This window comes from Arthrobacter sp. 05T47, assembly GCF_056395825.1.
Window position 1 is genome coordinate 16,640 of record NZ_JBFTKG010000005.1, and the last position, 14,284, is coordinate 30,923.

Here is a 14,284-nt window from a genome sequence, read left to right on the forward strand (position 1 = left end):
AGTTATGCGCCGAGCGGTAGGTTTTCAGCGATAAGCGGCGGGCGCGCTTCCGAGCAGAAGCCCCCGGCAGCGAGCGCTGTCCGGGGGGTGCTGAGGGCGCTACTTGCCCAGGCCAGCCTTCCGGAGCGCCTCGGCCATCGCGGTGTTGACGGGCGACGGCGTGGGCCTCGGCTGGGAGGCAGCCGGTTGCGGCTGCTGCTGCCGTCCGGTTGCCTTCGGGTTTTGCCCCTGGCGGGGCTGCTGCTGTCGGTCTCGCCCCTGCCGCTGCTGTCCGGGGCTCCCCTGCCCGGGCTGCCCTGGCTGCCCTTTCCGGGACTGCTGCTGAGGCTGACCTTGCCGGGCAGATGGTGCGCCGCCCCCGGAAGCTGCCGGTTCGTCGTCGAGCCTYAGCGTCAGSGAGATGCGYTTCCGCTCCGGATCSGCTTCSAGCACCTTGACCTGGACCACCTGCCCGGACTTCACCACCTCGCGCGGGTCGGAGACGAACCGGTTGGCCAGCGCGGASACGTGCACCAGGCCGTCCTGGTGCACGCCGACGTCGACGAACGCCCCGAACGCCGCCACGTTGGTCACGGTCCCCTCCAACACCATCCCGGGCCTGAGGTCCGAGATCTTCTCGATGCCCTCGGAGAACGCCGCCGCCGCGAAGGCAGGCCGCGGGTCACGGCCGGGCTTCTCGAGCTCGGCGATGATGTCCTGCACCGTGGGCAGCCCGAAGGTGCCGTCCACGAACTCCTGTGGATTCAACGCCGCATAGCTTCCGGCGGCGGGCGTTTTTCCGGCCGCAGCCTTGATTTTCCGGGCCACCGGGTACGCTTCCGGGTGCACGCTGGAGGCGTCCAGCGGTTCCGCTCCCCCGGTGATCCGCAGGAAGCCGGCACACTGCTCGAACGCCTTGGCGCCCAGCCGCGGCACCTTCTTCAGCTCGCTGCGCTTGTTGAAGGGCCCGTGCTCGTTCCGGTACGCCACGATGTTCTCGCTCAGCAGCGGCCCGACGCCGGCCACCCGGCTCAGCAGCGCGGGTGAGGCGGTGTTGACGTCCACGCCCACTGCGTTCACGCAGTCCTCGACGACGGCGTCCAGGCTGCGGTCCAGCTTCGCCGCCGTGACGTCGTGTTGGTACTGCCCGACGCCGATCGACTTCGGCTCGATCTTCACCAACTCCGCGAGCGGGTCCTGCAGCCGCCGGGCGATCGAGACGGCTCCCCGCAGGGACACGTCCATGCCGGGCAGTTCCGCGGCGGCGAGCGCCGACGCCGAATATACCGAAGCCCCGGCCTCCGACACCACGATCTTCTGCGGTTTGGTGTCCGGTTTGGTGGCCGAATTGGCGGGCTCAGCGGCGGGCTCAATGGCGAGTTGCTTGAGCAGTTCGGCGGCGAGCTTGTCCGTCTCCCTCGACGCCGTGCCGTTGCCGATCGCGACGAGTTCCACGCCGTGCTTCTTCGCCAGGGCCACCAACGTCCGCAGCGCCTCGTCCCACTTCCGGGCCGGGGCGTGCGGGTAGATGGTGTCCGTCGCGACCACCTTGCCGGTGCCGTCCACCACCGCGACCTTCACACCGGTGCGCAGGCCCGGGTCCAGGCCCAGGGTGGCGCGGTTCCCGGCAGGCGCGGCGAGCAGCACGTCGCGCAGGTTCGCGGCGAAGACCCGCACGGCCTCGTCCTCCGCRGCGGCGAACATCCGGCTGCGCAGGTCCGCCGTCAGCCGGGCCARCACSCGCGAGCGCCASGCCASYTGSGCGGTCTGCAGCAGCCAGGCGTCGGCGGGCCGGCCCCGGTCGGCAACCCCGAGGAACCTGGCCACGGCGGCTTCGTAGCGGCCGCGGGCGGCGGTGAGGGCGGCGTCGTCGTTCGGTTCAGCCTCGGCGAGATCCAGCTCCAGCACGCCGTCCTTCTCACCGCGCAGCAGCGCCAGGACCCGGTGCGAGGGCATCCCGGCCGGCTGCTGGGAGAACTCGAAATAATCCTTGAACTTCTGCCCCTCGGCGTCCTTGCCCTTCTTCACGCGGGACACCATCCGGCCCTGGGTCCACAGCCGCTCCCGGAGCGTTTCCGCCAGGTCGGCATCCTGTGCGACGCGCTCCACCAGGATGGACCGGGCACCGGCGAGCGCCGCGGCGGCATCCCCAATCGAGTGTTCGGCGTTGAGATACTTGGCCGCTTCGCGTTCCGGGTCCAGCTCCGGACGCTTCAGCAGCGCATCTGCGAGCGGCTCCAGCCCGGCTTCGCGGGCGATCTGCGCCTTGGTGCGCCGCTTGGTCTTGAACGGGAGGTAGATGTCCTCGAGCCGGGACTTCGTGTCGGCCCCGACGACGGCGGCCTGCATTTCCGGGGTCAAGGCACCCTGGCCGGCGATCGCTTCGAGGATGCTCCGGCGGCGGTCCTCAAGCTCGCGGAGGTAGCGCAGCCGTTCCTCCAGGTCGCGGAGCTGCGTGTCGTCCAGGGTGCCGGTGGCTTCCTTACGGTACCGGGCGATGAAAGGCACGGTGGACCCGGCATCGAGCAAGTCCACGGCGGCCGTGACCTGCCAGGSCTGGACGCCGAGTTCCGCGGCGATCTGGGTGGCGATGCCGGACTCCTGCGCGTGCGCAGACGTGGCCTGGGGCGACGTTGCCTTTGGACGCGTCGCCGCCCGGGGCGGTGCGGAAGGGGCTGCGGGAGCTGCAGGGGAAGGGCGCTGCGGGAGTTGAGTCACCCTGCCCATTTTGCCTTACCCAAGTCCTGCCCCGGCAGTGCCGGATCCGGACTCGGGCGCCTCGACATCCTGGACGACCTCGTTCCGTCGGAGGAACGAAGGCTTGAACGGCGGATCGAAGCGGGCGAATCGTGGCGGCCCCACGGCCTTCAATCCGGCTACCACGAGTGCCGCCTGGAGGCCTGTGTTGTGACGTTCAAAGGCCGCTTCCGACCCGCTGCCGGCGAACCGCAGCGCAGCCGCCAGGGACCCGGGGATGGCCCGGATCTTGATGTCGGAGTTTGCCGGGGCCGGGGCAGTCTCCGCCGTCAACCCGGCGGGGAGCACAAAGGCGATCACAAACTCGGCGGGCACATCGCTTCCCGGCAACGGACCGCGCTGGAGGACCGGGGCTGTCATCGCCAGCTTCTGCGAAGAACCCAGTTCCTGGAGCACCGGGGCCGTCATCGCGAGCTCCTGACGGGCGGTGTTGCTGCCGCTGATGTAATTGAACAAGTGCCGGAAGGCAGCATTCCCGGCCCGGTCAAACGTCGCGGTGACCTGTATTTCGGCCACAACATGCGCGGGATATCGACGCAGCTCGAAGTGCGCGAACCGCCGGACCAGTTCGAAGGGCTGCTGTTCGGTCATGGCCCAGACCCTACGCCGAACCTACGACAGGAACCAGAGAGGATCTCGTTACAGGAACCAGAGAGGATTTCGCCGGTTGCCATTCCGGGTTGCCGGGGCGCCTGCTCCTGCTCCGCCCGCTGAATTGTCGGAGGTCTTTGATAGCTTGAACGAGGAAGGCCGGACTCGGCTCATGCAGGCTTAATCAACAGAGCGCCCAATCAACAGAGGGCAACAACAACGGGGGCACCGTGTTTTTCCTTGAACCTGAGGTTCCGGGCTCATCACCGGACCTGGTCTACTCGGCGAGCGATCTTGTGGTGGCCGCGAGCTGTGAGTACCAGCTGCTCCGGAAGCTCGATGAGAAGCTGGGCCGCACGCCGAAGGCTGCCTTCGAGGATGACGAGATGCTCCGGCATGCCGCCGTGTTGGGTGACGTCCACGAGCACCGGGTCCTCGATTCCTTCATCGCCGAGTTCGGGATGTGGGATCCGGCCACCGCCCGCGGCGTCTACGACGTTGTCCCGGCCCAAGGCATGGACCGCGCCACTCTCCTGGCCAAGCATTCCGAGTCCATTGAAGCGCTGCGTTCCGGAGCCGACGTCGTGTTCCAGGCAGCCTTCTTCGACGGGCAGTTCCATGGGCGCTCGGACTTCCTGGTGCGGCAGCCGGACGGTAGCTACGCCGTGTTCGACACCAAACTGGCACGCCATGCGAAGGTGACGGCGCTGCTCCAGCTTGCGGCCTACGGGGACCAACTCCTGAGGGCCGGAATCCCGGTGGATCCGGCGGTGACACTCGTTTTGGGCGCTACGGTGCAGCTGGCCGACGGCGGGTTCGACTACGTCCGCAGCCACCACAAACTCGCCGACATCCTGCCGGTGTTCCGGGAACGCCGGGAGCGTTTCCTCGCCCTGACCGCCGGCCACAGGGCGCAGCCCGGCCCTGTGCGCTGGGGTGCGGCCGGCCTCACGGCCTGCGGCCGCTGCGACTACTGCCAGGAGATGGTCAAGGCCACCGACGACGTTCTCCTGGTGGCGAGGATGAACTCGGCGCAGCGCAAGAAGCTGCACCAGCAGGGCATCTATTCGGTCAAGGACCTCGCGCAGGCAACCCTCCCAGCGGCCAATGCCGCGCTCCTGCGCCTCCAGCAGCAGGCGAGAATGCAGAGCGGGATCGGCGGATCCGACGGCGGCGTCCGGTACGTCAAGGACGGCGAGGAGCACTCGATCCGCTACGCGGTCATCCCGGAGAACACCCTTGCCGAGCTGCCGCCGCCCAGCTGCGGCGATATCTTCTTCGACTTTGAGGGCGATCCGCTCTGGCAGGAAAGCGCCACCGGGATTTGGGGGCTCGAGTACCTGTTCGGCGTCATCGAAGCGCCGACCCAGCCCGGCGCCGCCGGAATCTTCAGGCCGTTCTGGGCCCATAGCCGGGAGGCGGAGAAGCAGGCCTTCCTGAACTTCCTCGCCTACGTGGAGAAGCGCAGGCAGGAATACCCGGACATGCACGTCTACCACTACGCCGCCTACGAGAAAACGGCCCTCCGCAAGCTCTCCGTGATGCACGTAGCCGGCGAGGACACCGTAGACCAGTGGCTGCGGGACGGACTCCTGGTGGACCTCTACCAGACGGTCCGGAACAGCATCCGGATCTCCGAAAACTCCTACAGCATCAAGAAGCTCGAGCCGCTCTACATGGGGACCAACCTGCGCTCCGGGGACGTCAAGGACGCCGGAGCTTCCGTGGTTGCCTACGCCCACTACTGCGACGCCCGGGACAATGAGCGGCCCGAGGAAGCAGAGAAGATCCTGGCAAGCATCTCGGACTACAACGAATACGACTGCCTGTCCACGCTCGAGCTCCGGAACTGGCTCCTGGGCCTGGCGCAGGAGCGCGGGATCAGCCAGGGCGCCCTCGCCCCGACCAACGCCACCAGCGGCAAGGACTCCGGCACCAGGAAAATCAGCGCGAGGGAATCCGGCGCCGGGGATGACGGTGACGCAGTGGACACGGGTTTGACTTCCGCCGAAGTGGCGTTGGCCGCGTTCGCCTTTCCGGAGAGCGGGCTGGCCGAGGACGATCGAAAAGCCATCGCCATGCTGGCGGCAGCCGTCAGTTATCACCGCCGCGAGCGCAAGGCGTTCTGGTGGGCGCACTTTGACCGCTGCGAGAACGGCCCCGACACCCACCACCAGCAGGACCGCAACGTCTTCCTGGTCGAGGATGCGGTGGTGCTGGAGGACTGGTGGAAGGACGGCGCCAAACTGCCCGAACGCCGGGTAAAACTGATCGGCACCGTCAGCCCTGGCTCGGACCTCCGCGAGGGCAGCACCTGGTTCCGCATGTATGAGCCACCGCTTCCGGCCGGGCTCGAAGGCACGGGCATCGACGGGACCGGGCGCAACGGCTGGTTCGGAACCGAGATCCTGGAGCTCGGCCACGAGGACGGGAAGGACACCGTCGTCATCCGGGACAAGCTCCGAAGGAATATCGAACCGTACCCGCAGCTACCCATCGCATTGACCGAAGACCAGCCGATCCAGACCAAGAGCCTCGAGGAGGCGCTGGCGGGCCTGGCCGATGTTGTCGCCGACGGTTTACGCCGGTCGACCAAGGGCGGCAAGAGCCCGGACGACGCGACGCCCCGTGTTGCTTTCCCGCACCACCCTGCCCTGGATCTGGTGCGGCGGGTGCCGCCGCGGCTTATGACGGGGCATCCGTTGCCCATGCCCAGCGACGGCCAGGACCGCTACATCGACGCCATCACCGAAGCCGTAACTGCTTTGGACCACTCTTATGTGGCTGTCCAGGGTCCGCCCGGGACCGGCAAAACCCATGTGGGCTCCCACGTGATCGCCCGTCTCGTGGCCCGCGGCTGGAAGGTCGGGGTCGTGGGCCAATCCCACGCCGTCGTCGAGAACCTGCTGAGGACGGCCGTGGTGAAGGCCGGAGTGGACCCCGCGGTTGTCGCCAAGGATGTGAAGCACGGGGAGCCGCTTGCCTGGGACCAGCGGTCGGCGCAGGACGTCGCCCGGCTCCTCGGTTCGCCCGGCGGAGCAGTGGTGGGCGGCACGGCCTGGACCATGACGGGGTCCAGTGTTCCCGCGGGGTCCCTGGACCTGCTGGTAATCGACGAGGCCGGCCAGTTCTCCCTGGCCAATACGCTTGCGGTCGCGCAGGCCAGCAGCCGGCTGCTGTTGCTCGGCGACCCACAACAGTTGCCGCAGGTCAGCCAGGGCGCGCATCCGGAGCCGGTCGACGAGTCCGCCCTGGGCTGGATTTCCGCGGGGCATGCCACGCTTCCGCCGGAACTCGGGTATTTCCTGGCCGACACGTGGCGCATGAATGCCGAGCTGTGCCTGGCCGTGTCCGAACTCGCCTACGAGGGTCAACTTCGGTCCGCCCCTGCCGCGGGGCTCCGACACCTGGATGGGGTTCCTGCCGGGATAGAAACTGTCCTGGTGGAGCACACGGGCAACACCACGTCCTCGCCTGAGGAAGCCACCGAAGTGGTCCACCAGGTGCGGCGGCATCTGGGGCTGCCGTGGCATACCGATCAGGGCACCCGGCCCCTGGAAGCGTCGGACATTCTGGTAGTGGCGGCCTACAACGCCCAGGTCAACGTGATCCGCGAAACTCTGGAAGCCGCCGGCCTGGCCGAGGTCCGCGTCGGAACGGTGGACAAGTTCCAGGGGCAGGAAGCCGCAGTGGTGATCGTGTCCATGGCGTGTTCGGCGGTGGCCGAGGCTCCGCGCGGAATGGAGTTCCTGCTCTCGCGGAACCGGATCAATGTGGCGGTCTCCCGCGGACAGTGGCGCGCAGTGATCGTCCGAGCGCCGGAACTGACGAACTACCTGCCCACGCATCCGGAGGGCATGGAACAGCTGGGCGGCTTCATCGGCCTGTGCCAGCGATCGGTGGCTTCCTAAGCCTCACCCGCCACTCCGTGGGACACGCCCTTGGTTGTGCCTGACCACCCGCGGGACATGCCCATTCTTCGCCCCGCCCACTGGACACAAAGGTGTTCTGCCCACTCTTCACGACCAAGGCTGGACATGCCCCTTGGTCGTGCCTGACCAGCCCGTGGGACATGCCCATTCTTCGCCCCGAACACTGGGCACAAAGGTGTTCTGCCCACTCTTCGCGGCCGAGGCTGGACATGTCCCTTGGTTGGACCTAGCCAGTCTGACGGAGATGCCCATTCGTAGCCTCCCTCAGTGGGCACGAGGGTCTTCTGCCCACTGTTCGCGGCTAAGGCTGGACATGCCCCGCGGTTGTTCACAATCAGGGGAGGACATGCCCAACGGTGGCAGGCTCCGGCGCAGGGAAGCCTTCGGCCAGCAGGAGTGCTTCATCCAGCACTTTGCCGAAGTTCGCGGGGTCGTGCGCAAATCGGCCGAGGAACAGGCCCGAGACACCCTGAAGTGTTGGCAGCAGTCCGGGTTTGGCCGACCCGCCGTAGATGACCGGCAGCCCCGGAACGCCAGCCGCGGCGAGGCGCCCACGGAGCCGCTGAACGACGTCGGACACGTAGGCGGCGGCAGCGGGCTCGGCCGCCCCGATGGCCCAAACCGGTTCGTACCCCACAACCAAGCACCCGGCGAGGTCCCAGTCTGCGTCGACGGCCGACTCGATCTGGCGGTACACAAAGTCCGCTGCCACCGCCGGCTCCCCGCGCTCAGTCTCCCCCACGCACAGCAGCGGGGTGAGCCCGGCGTCGTCCGCTGCCCGGACTTTGAGGGCCACCATGGCATCGTCCTCCTTGAAGTGCCGCCGGCGTTCGGCGTGGCCGATCTCCACGAGCCGGACGCCGAGTTCCGCGAGCATGGTCGGCGCCACTTCCCCGGTCCAGGGGCCGTCCGCCCAGCCGCAGTTCTGTGCCCCGAGCAGCACCGGAGAATCCGCCAGGAGACGGCCCGCCGCGGGCAGGACGGGGAAGGATGGAATGACAAACGGGACAACCCGCCCGGCCGCGAGGGCCGGACGGGCGTCCACTTCGTGCCGCAGCCGCCCAAGCCAGTCCAGGCTGTCCCGGTAGCCGAGGTACATCTTGGTGCTGACCCCCACCAGGATGCGGGTGCTGGAGGTCTGGCCGGCGGGACTGTGCTGCATGTGTTGGTGCTTTCTGCTGGATCCAGTTACTGGAACCCGGATGGGAATGGATGACGGGGCCGGGAGGCGTTACTGCTCCAGCAGTTCGTCGGCCTTGTTCTTGAAGCGTCGGGTCGCGAACATCATGGCCGCTGCCAGGAACGGGAGCACGCCCAGGGCGTAAACGCCGCCGGTGTCCGAGGCGGTGAACTGGTTGACCGAGGTCCGCAGGATCGGCGCGACGAAGCCGCCGAGGTTTCCGAGCGAGTTGATCAGGCCGATTCCCGCGGCTGCCGCTGTACCGGTGAGGAACGCCGTCGGGTAGGACCAGGCAATGGGGCCGATGGAGAGGAAGCTGCACACGGCGAGGGTGATGAAGAGGATGCCGAGCGCCGGAATGTGGTTGGCGCCGGCCCATGCGGAGCCGAAGATGCAGAGTCCGGTGGAGATGAACAGCCCGGTGCCCCAGACCCGGCGGCGGACCACGGTGTTGGCGGCTTTGCCGATGAAGTAGCAGGCGAAGATGCCGAAGAACCACGGGATGGCTGCCATGAGGCCGACGGCGATGCCCACCTTCTGGCCGGTCAGCTGCGCCACCTGCTGCGGCAGATAGAACGTGACACCGTAAACGGCGATCTGCAGGCAGAAGTAGATGACGGTGAAGTACCAGACCTTGCCGTTCTTCATAGCAGCCAGGACGCCGCGCGGCCCGGATTCTTCCTTGACGGTGTCCTCGAGTTCCATGACTTCCAGGAGCGCGTTCTTCTCGTCCTTGTCCAGGAACTTGGCGTCCTGCGGGCTGTTGATGAGGAAGAAGTATGCGGCGATACCTGCGATGACGGCCAGCATGCCTTCGACGAAGAACATGACCTGCCAGCCCTGGACTCCGGGCACCTGGTCGCCAATGTTGATCAGCCAGCCGGACAGCGGGGCGCCCATCATCTGCGAGAACGGCTGGGCCAGGTAGAAGATGGCGAACATCTTGACGCGGACCTTGTTGGGGAACCATGCGGCCAGGAACATGATGACGCCCGGGAAGAGCCCGGCCTCGGTGACACCGAGCAGGAAGCGCAGGATGATGAAGGACGTCTCGCCCTGGACGAACGCGAAGCAGGCGGAGACGATGCCCCAGGTGATGGCGATGCGGGCCAGCCACACCTTCGCCCCAAACTTGGTCAGGAGCAGGTTGCTCGGGATCTCGAACAGGGCGTAGCCGATGAAGAAGATCCCGGCGCCCAGGGCGTAGGCGCCGGCGGTGATGCCCTTGTCCACGCCGAGGGCGGCTTCGGCGAAGCCCACATTGGTGCGGTCCAGGAAGGCGACCACATACAGGATCACCAGCATGGGCATCAGCCGGCGGGAGGCCTTGGAGATGGCCGATTTTAGGACCGGTGTCTCCAGTAGGTCCCGGGTGGACGTTGTTGTTACGGACATCAAAAACTCCTCGTCGAGCAATCAGTGGTGTAACTCAGGGGGTGAATCAGGTGCGTGGTGAGCGGCCGGAGCCGGCCAAGCCAAGCAAGGCAAAGCAAAGCCAAGGCCAGGGCCGGAACCAGGCCAAGGAACCTAGCGTGAAAAAACCATCATCAGAACGCCGGCCAGGCAGGCCAGGATGCCGACGGCGAGGTAGATCTTCCGGCCCTTGCTCCAGGCTGCGAGTCCGGAGGCGGCGGGGGTTTGACTGTGTTGGGCCACGTTGCTTCTTCCTTAGTGCATGTAGAGTCCGCCATCCACATTCAGCGTCTGGCCGGAGATGTACCCGGCGTCCTCGCTGATGAGGAAGGCGATGGCTGCTGCGATGTCCCGGGTGGAGCCAACGCGGTTGACCACGAGGTCCTGGGTGAGTTCGTCCTTGCGCTCCTCGCTGAGGGTGCCGCCCATGATGTCGGTGTCGATGGGGCCCGGGGCGATGGCATTGACGGTGATGTCGTATTCGCCCAGTTCGCGGGCCGTTGCACGGGTCAGGCCGATCACGCCGGCCTTCGCCACCGAGTACGGCGTCTTGGAGAAGGTGCCGCCGCCGCGCTGCGCCGAGACGGAGGAGATGTTCACGATGCGCCCCATCCTGTTCTTGACCATGGATTCTGCGACGCGGCGCGTGGCGTAGTGGACGCCGTTGAGGTTGATGTTCAGCACGCGGTCCCATTCGGCGGCGTCGAGCTCCAGGTAGGGAACCGGTGAGCTGACGCCGGCCACGTTGGCGAGCGCAACGATCTGCGGCAGTTCCGCTTCTATGGCGTCGATGGCAGCGCGGACGGAAGCTTCGTCGGAAACGTTGGCGCCGGCGCCGAAGGCCTGGACGCCGTATTCGGCGGCGAGTTCCTTGGCCGCCGCCTTGCAGCGCGCGTCATCGAGGTCGATGATGCCGATGTTCCAGCCCTGCGCCGCCAGGTAGCTGGCGGTGGCCCGGCCGATGCCTCGCTCGGACACTGCGCCGGTGATGATGGCAGTGCGTTCTGCGGGGAAAATGCTCATGGGAATGCTCCTGAAGTGAAAGTGAAAGAGGCGGACTCAGTTGATGGGGGCGGGGCCGAGTTCGTCGATGAGCTTCTGCATGGCCACGTACGCCTTGTTCCGGTAGGCGATCAGTTCCGGGGTGCGCTCTGCCGGGACATTGAGGAAGCCTGCGCCGGTCTTGGTGCCCAGCTTTCCGGCCTCCACGAGATCGGTGAGGATCTTCGGCGTCGCAAAGCGTTCCGGGAAATCGGTCTGGAGTGACTTGTAGCAGAAGTTGTAGACGTCCAGCCCGGCCATGTCGGCGATGGCGAAGGGGCCGAAGAACGGAAGACGGAAGCCGAAGGTGGTGCGGACCAGGGTGTCGACGTCCTCCGCCGTCGCGATCTCCTGCTCCACCAGCTGGGCGGCTTCGTGGAACAGCGCGTACTGGAGCCGGTTGAGCACGAACCCGGTGACGTCCTTCACGACGGCGGTCTGCTTGTTGGCGGCGTGCACGAGGTCGCGGACGGCGCCGACCGTGGCCGCCGAGGTGCCGGCGTGAGGGATGATTTCGACGCCGGGGATGAACGGGGACGGGTTGGAGAAGTGCACGCCCAGGAAGCGTTCGGGGTTGGACACCGGCCCGGACAGGTCCGCGATGGAGATGGTGGAGGTGTTGGAGCCAATGATGGCGTCCGGCCGGGCTGCCGCACTGATGCGGGCTAGGGTCTGGTGCTTGATCTCGATGACTTCGGGGACGGCTTCTTCGATGAAGTCGGCGTCGGCGACGGCTTCCTCAATGTCCTTGGCGGCCCAGAGGTTTTCCTTCAGGATGGCGGTGGAGCCTGCCGGGAAGAGTCCCGCGGCAACGAATTCGTCGGATTCGGCCAGGAGCCGCTCGTAGTTCTTCTGCGCCACTTCGGCGGACACGTCCGCGAGCGCCACCCGGGCGCCGCCGAGCGCCAGGACCTGGGCGATGCCGCCGCCCATGTAGCCGGAGCCGACGACGGCGATCTTGCGGGCGGCGTTGATGGCGGCTGCGGTTTCTGTTGATTCGGTCATGTTCAGACTGCCTTCGTGTATTCGGGCTCGTAGGAGCAGATGGCGTCCACCTTGGCGGCGGAGGAGGAGTTTTCATCGAAGCGGTGGCTCAGCCATTCGCCAACGAGCTTCTTGGCGAGTTCCAGCCCGATCACGCGCTGGCCGAGCGTGAGGACCTGGGCGTTGTTGCTCAGGACGGACCGTTCCACGGAGTAGCTGTCGTGGGCGGTGACGGCACGGATGCCGGGGACCTTGTTCGCAGCGATGGCCACGCCCAGGCCGGTGCCGCAGATCAGCAGCGCCCTGTCGGCGTCGCCCTCGGCGACTTTGCGGGCCGCGTCGACGGCCACGTGCGGGTAGGCGGTGGAGTCGTCCGCTCCGACGCCGACATCCAGGACGGAGGCGACGCGCGGGTCCGCTTCGAGCAGGGCCTTCAGGGCGTTCTTGTATTCGACGCCGGCCTCATCGTTGCCGACGACGATGCGCCAGCCTGGTGTTGTGCTCATGCTGTTACTCCTTGTTCCGCCGGCTCGGATGTAGCGAGCCGGGTTCCTGTGCTGGAAGTTTCGTTGTGTGCAGAAATCCGTGTGGCAATGAGTGCGAAGGACACCGCGCCGGGGTCGGGGTGGCCGAGGCTCTTTTCCGCGAGCGGTCGGGCGCGGCCCTTGAGCGGACGCAATTCGGACGTCGCGTCCGCGGCGGTTGTGGCGGCTTCCGCTGCGGCGGCGAGCGAGGCAGCCACGGGGGTGCCGGCGTCGAACGCGGTGAGGAAGGCGTCCCGGAACGGCACGAGGGCGTCCACCATGGTCTTGTCGCCCAGCTCGGCCTTGCCGAGCTCGGTGATGGCGTCCACGAAGGCCGTGACCGCGGCGGCCGCGTCCTCGCCGCTGTAGCTGTCCTGGTTGCCCAGGGCCTGTCCGGCCGCGATGATTGCCGAGCCCCAGAGCGCGCCCGAGGTGCCGCCGGCGCGTTCGCTCCAGGCCTCCCCCGCCGAGGTCAGGACGCGCGACGGCGACGCGCCGCCGTCGTTCGCCGCGGCCAGCTCGGCAGCGGCGACTGCCGCGTCCACGCCGCGCCGCATGCCGATGCCGTGGTCGCCGTCGCCGGCAATGGCATCCAGGCGGCCAAGTTCTTCCTCATGCTCGATGATCACGTTCTGCGTCTGGCCGAGCAGGTCTGCAGCCAGCCGGCCGAGGGCTGCGGCCGCTGCGGTGGGGCGCTCGACGTCGGCGGCTGCTTCGGCCACGGGACCGGCGAGTTCGCGGCGGGCGCGGGGCGCGAGGTTTCCCTTGCGGAACGCCGGGGTGTCCGCCGGGGCGGCCCAGTACTGTTCGAGTTCCTCGTCCAGCCACAGCAGGGTCAGCGAAAGTCCGGACATGTCCAGGCTCGTGACGAGCTCCCCGCATTCGGGTTCCACCACGGTAAGCCCTGCGGCGGTAAGGAGCTTCTCGACCTTGCCGAACAGCAGGAAGAGTTCGTCGTACTTGACCGTTCCGAGGCCGTTGATGATTGCGACCACGCGGGTGCCGGCGTCATCCGGCTTGTCGGCCAGGAGCCGGCTGACCAGGAGTTCTGCCAGTTCCGAGGCGGTGGGCATGGGGTGATCTGAGATGCCCGGTTCGCCGTGGATGCCCAGGCCGAGGGACATGTGCCCCGCCGGGACCGTGAACAGCGGCGCGTCGGCACCGGGCAGGGTGCAGCCGTCGAAGGCCACGCCGAGGGAGCGGGTGCGGTAGTTGGTCCGGATGGCCAGCCGTTCGACGTCGTCCAGGCTCATTCCCGCCTCCGCGGCGGCGCCGGCGATCTTGAAGACGGTCAAGTCCCCGGCGATGCCGCGGCGCTTCTCGATCTGCTCCAGCGGGGCGCTGGCGATGTCGTCGGTGACCAGGACCGTGCGGGTTTCGATGCCTTCGGCGTTGAGCCGCAGCTGGGCCTGGCCGAAGTGCAGGACGTCTCCGGCGTAGTTGCCGTAGCTAAGCAGCACGCCGCCGCCGGCGTTGGCGGCCTTGGCCACGCGGTAGATCTGGCCGGCCGCGGGCGAGGCGAACATGTTGCCGCAAGCCGAGGCGGTGGCCAGGCCGGGTCCGACGAGGCCGGCGAAGGCCGGGTAGTGCCCGGAGCCGCCGCCGACCACCAGGGCCACCTGGCCGGCCGGGACCTCAGTGGAGCGGACGACGCCGCCGTCGACACGGGCAACGTAGCCGCGGTTGGCCGCCACGAAGCCGTCCAGTGCCTCATCCGCGAAATCGGCGGGATTGTCGAAGATCTGGGTCATGGTTTCCTCATTGAATCCGTGTTGGAGAACTAATGCTGTGGGTAGAGAGCTGGGGTGGTGCGGCCGCCCCCCAAATGGCTTGACGGCCGCACCAGGACCCCGGTGTCACGTGCCGGGTCGGGTTCCCGTGTC

At 67.4% G+C, this 14,284-nt stretch carries 10 protein-coding genes; 1 reads left to right on the top strand and 9 read right to left on the bottom strand.

Annotated features, from left to right (window positions below):
* Positions 1-99: 99 nt before the first annotated feature.
* A complete protein-coding gene (locus tag AC1DEY_RS06330) occupies positions 100-2,571 on the bottom strand; it encodes a Tex family protein (protein WP_476867300.1) in 2,472 nt (823 codons plus the stop codon).
* Positions 2,572-2,712: 141 nt separating this feature from the next.
* Positions 2,713-3,327: an SOUL family heme-binding protein gene (locus AC1DEY_RS06335; RefSeq protein ID WP_476867205.1), complete on the bottom strand. Its 615-nt coding sequence runs from the start codon at positions 3,325-3,327 to the stop codon at positions 2,713-2,715.
* A gap of 230 nt (positions 3,328-3,557) precedes the next feature.
* Here AC1DEY_RS06335 and AC1DEY_RS06340 point away from each other — a divergent pair, with 230 nt between their 5' ends.
* Complete coding sequence (locus AC1DEY_RS06340; RefSeq protein ID WP_476867206.1) at positions 3,558-7,238, top strand: TM0106 family RecB-like putative nuclease; 3,681 nt, start codon at positions 3,558-3,560, stop codon at positions 7,236-7,238.
* Between the two features lie 355 nt (positions 7,239-7,593).
* Here AC1DEY_RS06340 and AC1DEY_RS06345 read toward each other — a convergent pair whose 3' ends face one another.
* From AC1DEY_RS06345 to dhaL, 7 genes are all read right to left on the bottom strand, one after another.
* A complete protein-coding gene (locus tag AC1DEY_RS06345; RefSeq protein WP_476867207.1) occupies positions 7,594-8,421 on the bottom strand; it encodes a triose-phosphate isomerase family protein in 828 nt (275 codons plus the stop codon).
* A gap of 69 nt (positions 8,422-8,490) precedes the next feature.
* Positions 8,491-9,834, bottom strand: a complete 1,344-nt coding sequence (locus tag AC1DEY_RS06350) for an MFS transporter (RefSeq protein ID WP_476867208.1) — start codon at positions 9,832-9,834, stop codon at positions 8,491-8,493.
* Between the two features lie 132 nt (positions 9,835-9,966).
* Complete coding sequence (locus AC1DEY_RS06355) at positions 9,967-10,095, bottom strand: hypothetical protein (RefSeq protein ID WP_476867209.1); 129 nt, start codon at positions 10,093-10,095, stop codon at positions 9,967-9,969.
* Between the two features lie 12 nt (positions 10,096-10,107).
* The gene (locus tag AC1DEY_RS06360; RefSeq protein WP_476867210.1) at positions 10,108-10,875 is read right to left on the bottom strand and encodes an SDR family NAD(P)-dependent oxidoreductase; all 768 of its coding nucleotides are present in this window, start codon (positions 10,873-10,875) and stop codon (positions 10,108-10,110) included.
* 36 nt (positions 10,876-10,911) lie between these two features.
* Complete coding sequence (locus tag AC1DEY_RS06365) at positions 10,912-11,898, bottom strand: 3-hydroxyacyl-CoA dehydrogenase family protein (RefSeq protein WP_476867211.1); 987 nt, start codon at positions 11,896-11,898, stop codon at positions 10,912-10,914.
* Between the two features lie 2 nt (positions 11,899-11,900).
* Complete coding sequence (locus tag AC1DEY_RS06370; RefSeq protein ID WP_476867212.1) at positions 11,901-12,383, bottom strand: ribose-5-phosphate isomerase; 483 nt, start codon at positions 12,381-12,383, stop codon at positions 11,901-11,903.
* Entirely contained in the window at positions 12,380-14,152 is a 1,773-nt protein-coding gene (gene dhaL, locus AC1DEY_RS06375; protein ID WP_476867213.1) for a dihydroxyacetone kinase subunit DhaL, read from the bottom strand. The genes AC1DEY_RS06370 and dhaL overlap by 4 nt, the downstream gene beginning before the upstream one ends.
* Positions 14,153-14,284 lie beyond the last annotated feature (132 nt).